The sequence below is a fragment of the Homoserinimonas sp. genome (assembly GCF_056262345.1).
In genome coordinates this window covers 1-4,570 of the sequence record NZ_JBACFR010000279.1, presented here as the reverse complement: position 1 = coordinate 4,570, position 4,570 = coordinate 1, and the positions used below count along the sequence as shown (strand labels likewise).

The 4,570-nt window shown below is 65.2% G+C and carries 3 protein-coding genes; all 3 read right to left on the bottom strand.

What is annotated here, in order from left to right:
- Window positions 1–2,322, bottom strand: a 2,322-nt coding sequence (locus AC062T_RS12890; protein WP_476030635.1) for an Ig-like domain-containing protein, incomplete at its 3' end; no start/stop codon positions are given.
- Window positions 2,323–2,504: 182 nt separating this feature from the next.
- The gene (locus AC062T_RS12885; protein WP_108517218.1) at window positions 2,505–3,221 is read right to left on the bottom strand and encodes a hypothetical protein; all 717 of its coding nucleotides are present in this window, start codon (window positions 3,219–3,221) and stop codon (window positions 2,505–2,507) included.
- Window positions 3,218–4,570 (bottom strand): serine/threonine-protein kinase (locus tag AC062T_RS12880; protein WP_476030633.1); only part of this gene is annotated, 1,353 nt, incomplete at its 5' end. The genes AC062T_RS12885 and AC062T_RS12880, both read right to left, overlap by 4 nt.

Sequence of the window (4,570 nt, the reverse complement as noted above, 5' to 3'; positions counted from 1 at the left end):
GTCGTTCTGGGCCACGGGTGGCTGGTGTTTGGTGAGGGCCGGCACGGGCACGACGGAGACGCCCGCCGATGCCGTGGAGACGCCATCCGAGATTGTGTAGGTGAAGGAGGCCTGCGCCGTGAGGGCAGCGGGTGAGGTGACTCTCACACTCGTGGATGCCAAAAGCTCGACGACAAGGCCCTTTGCCTTGTATTCGGCAGGAACATCGACGCTCTGCACGGCAAGTACGCGGCCAGACGGCGAAACGTCGTTGCTGAGCACAGAGACGGTCGTCGGCTCGTCACCCCGGAGATAGGCGATGTCCTTGACGGCCACGGGGGGCAAGGATGCGTCGTCGGGCTTCTCCAGCACGTTGATGCGCACGATTCCCACGCTCGAGGTGGCGCCTGCGGTGAGGGTGTACTTCACGTAGTTGATGCCGGGCTTGGACGACGAGAACGAGAGCGTGCCGGTATCCGACGAGAAGCTTGCGCTGGTGGATCCGCCCGGCTCCTCGATTCCGATGAGGGCCAGCTGGGCGCCGGAGGGCGAGATGTCGTTCAGCAGCGGCTCGACGACCACCATCTCGTCCACGAAGGTTTCCGCAAAGTCGGGGGTGCCGATGGGGTTCAGCGATCCGGCCGGTTCGACCGTGACGACGAGGGTTCCCGTGACGGCTTCGCCACGCCCGTCGGTGACCTGGAAGGCCACCTCCTTCTCTCCCAGCTCGGAGGTCTGATGGGTGAAGGTCACAAAACCGTCGGGTGTGAATCGCACGAGGTCGCCGGACTTCGGCGACGCCCCGATCAAGAAGATGTCGTCCCCGTCGGGGTCTTTCCAGTCGGCCAGAACGTTGTAGCTCACGGTCTGGTTTGCCTCAACACTGATTCCGCCGATGCGAACGGGGATCGGCAGGGCGTTGGACTCATCCGGCACGACGCGCGCGGTTACCCGGGCACTATCGCTGCCCTCCCGGCCGTCGTCGACCGTGTAGTTGAGGGTCACGCTGCCCACGAAACCAGCCGCAGGGGTGAACTGAAGGGCACGCCCGCCATCGATCGTGTCGATGCGCCCCGTCGTCTCCGAGATGGCATCGAATGCCGAGATCACCAGAACATCGCCGTCGGGGTCGGTGTCGTTATCGAGCAGCGGGAGAATTGTGGTGCGTGCCGGGCGGATGCCGAAGTCGTCGTCGTTGGCGGTGGGCGCTCGGTTGGTCTCGGTGCGCTCCGCGAGGGTGTCTTCGAACGATTGGATCGCCGACTTCTCGTCGCCAACCTCCTCCGTCTCCTGCTCCTCCGGCGGGGTGACGTCTTCCCAGTTCTCCACGAGACGCATGTTCTCGTCGACGAGCCACACGTTTCCGTTGTCGAGGTTATTGAGCGCGATTACCGTGCGGTTGACCCGGAATTCAAGAGCACTGCCGCGGGTGGGCTGCTCGATGTCGACCGGGGCTGGCTCCTGCCCGTCGCAGGCGAGAACATACTTCTGCGCCCCGGCCCAGGCACCGTGCGCGCATCCCTCAAGGGATACGGGAGCAGCAACCTGCTCGGGGTCGGTCACGGCGTTGTCGATATCGGCCGACAGCACGTCGACAGCACCAGAGCCGAGGTTGACCGACAGCAGGGACTCACCCGTTGCGACTATCGCTCGATCGGATTCCGGGCTCGTCTGCTGAAGGCGGAGCCCTGGCTCGTCGCCCAGCGGGTAAACCTTGCCATCCTCGGTGACCAGCTCGTTGGTCGTCTGGTCGAACACGACCGCCCGATCGCCCACCGCGGCGATCTGGAACTCGCCCACCTTGGGGAACCCGCTCTCGACCGGCAGATCTGCGAGAGATTCCACCCGGTAGAGCTTGCCCTTCTTGCCAGAGACGGCGAGTACAACGCCGTCGCGGCTGACGGCAACATGCGCGCCCTCACCGAGCTTGGCGATGGGCGGCTGCGAAACGTAGTTGAACTGCAGGTCGCCCACCGCGGGAATTGCCCACAGCTCGCCCTCGGGCGAGAGGATCGAGAGCAGGTCACCGCCGAACGCGATCTCGGAACCCTTGGGCACCTCGATCGCCGACGTGACCTCCGTGGTTGCCGGGTTGACCGACTCCACCCGGCCGCTCGTCGGGTCGTGCATGAACAGGGTGTCGCCATCCTGCAACACATCGAAGTCGGCGCTAGAGGCCACGACGGAGCCGTTAAGCTCATCGATCTGCCGGTTGAGCCTGCCACCCAAAAGCTGTTCGCCGTTGGTGACCCACACGTCTCGCGAGGTGAGGTCAACATCCGATACCGGGAACCCGGGATGCAGGGCGGCGATCGTGAGCGGAACGCCAGCAACGACTGCCATCACCAGAACGGAGGCTATTGTCTTGCGACTTTGCGGTCGCAGAGCGGAGAGCGTGAAAATGACATCCCCCCAATACCGATCAACCGTGAATCCTGGGACAACTTAGCAGGTGCTGGCGTCTACCCGCGAGCGGGGGGTATGGGCAGAACTCCCCGTTGCGGCTCCGCCCGGATTCTGCAGCGTCACGCCGAGGCCGGGTCTTGGTGCGCTTCGTCGTTGCGATCGATGAGGTAGAGGTCCTCCTGGCTCACGAGGCGCGTTGCCACCGCATATTCCACCAGTCGAAGACGACGGTTCGTTGCCAGGTTTCCCTTGCCGCCGCGGAGCCCGGCAACACCGATCTTGTCGAGCTTCTCGCACACATTGTCGAGCTTGCGGTTGAACGTTGTGATCGACCAGTGCAGGCGACGAGCCGCCTCGGCCGACGTCGGAATCTCGCCCCGGCCCGGCGATGACTGCCGCAGAATGTGCTCAGCGAGAGCCACGATCAAGAGCCGCTGCGACGAGGTCAGCGGAACCGGTGCGATCGTCGTGGAGCCCGCGACGCTGTCGGCCATCGCCGATGACGCGTAATAATCCTCGGCGGCGTGGATGGCGAACTCGTAGGTTGTCGACCCCGCGCTGAACAGCACATTCAGTTGGGGGAACACAATGGGCAGACGCGCGCCGGGTGCGAGCCAGGCCTGAACTTGGCCCGTGGCATCGGACACCGTTGCCGCCAGGAGATTGCCGACGTTGCCCAGCCACCACATGCCGAACTCTTCGTAGATGCGCAGAAACCGGCGATGCAGGTAGGGGTTGTCGTCGATGACGAGATCGGATTCGCGCCCGACATGAAAGTCATTCGGATGCTCGACGTCGTACCATTCGCCGCAGAACTCGATCTTGAGAGGGTTCATCCCGGGTAGCACTCCTCAAGGGGGTTGGCAGAGTCGCGCCCTGAGCGCACGATGCGCACCTCAACGCAGACGCTGGATCCGTCAAAACCTTCGACCGTGAATGTGCCGTCGGCCGAACTGCGAGCGGGTTCCGCCGCTCCTCGGTCCACTCGACGCCAGATGAAGGCATCGCCATCTACTGGCTTGGGGTTGTCGACGACAAAGTGCAGGACTCCCGGCTGCTCGCTTACCGAGACCAGCTGGGGCGTGGGGATCGTCTCGATCACCGCCGCGCCTCCGCCACCGGGCGAGGTCGACGGGCTCGGGTCGACCTCGGACGCGCTGGGCACCCCACCGAGTGCAAGGCTGAGGGCAACGCCCGCGGCGATGACCACAACTGCGGCCCCCGCGAGCCACAGTACGAGACGGTTGGTGCGCGACCCCTGCTCGTCGTCGTCGCCCTCCTCGACCGCCGGTGCTGGGTTTGCCGGGGGCGCGGGCGGTGGCGTGACGGCCACGCGAGGGCGCACCACGGTCTCGCCCACCGCTTCGGTGGATGCCGGTGCTGGTTGAGCATCGATGCGCTGGGCACCCCGCACCTGCGTCGCATCTTCAGATGCCGCGGGCGGCATAAAGCCGTCGATTCTGGCGGATTCGGGTTGCGCATCGATCGTGGCAACGCCCCTGGCCCGGGTGGCGTCGTCATCGTCTGTGGCGTCGCCCCGCACCGAGTCGTCGACCACCAGGTTGGGAACATCGATCGTGGTGGGCGAATAGCCGAGCTCAAGCTCCACCCGCTGCAGAGCCCGGGCGAATTCGATGGCAGAAGCGAAGCGGTCTTCGCGCCGAGTTGCCATGCCCTTGGCGAGCACCGCGGTGAGCGATCTGGGCACATCCGTGCGCGTGAGAGGCGTGACCAGGCCCCGCTCGATGCGCCCGATGAGGTCGAGCACACCGTTAGACCTGCCACGAATCTCAAACGGAGTGTGACCGGCTAGAAGCGTGTAGAGGGTTGCCGCGAGCGAAAAAACGTCTGCCCGCACATCCGGGTTGGGGTCGTCCGCGAACATCTCGGGCGGAGACCACGGCACCGACATTCCCACGGACGCGCTGCCCGTGGTGCCGCCAGCATCCGCAGTGAGGGAGTCGATGCTCGCGGTGTGCATCGGCACTTCGTCGTCGACGGCAGAAGAGATGCCGAAGTCGGTGAGGGCCGGCCAGCCATAGTCGTTCGTGAGCACGTTGCCCGGCTTGATGTCGCGGTGCAGAATGCCTGCAGCGTGCGCGGTTGCAACGGCACCGGCCACCCGCACGCCGGTGCGCAAAACGTCGACCACGGGCAGCGGTTCGCGCTTGTACCGCTCCGCGAG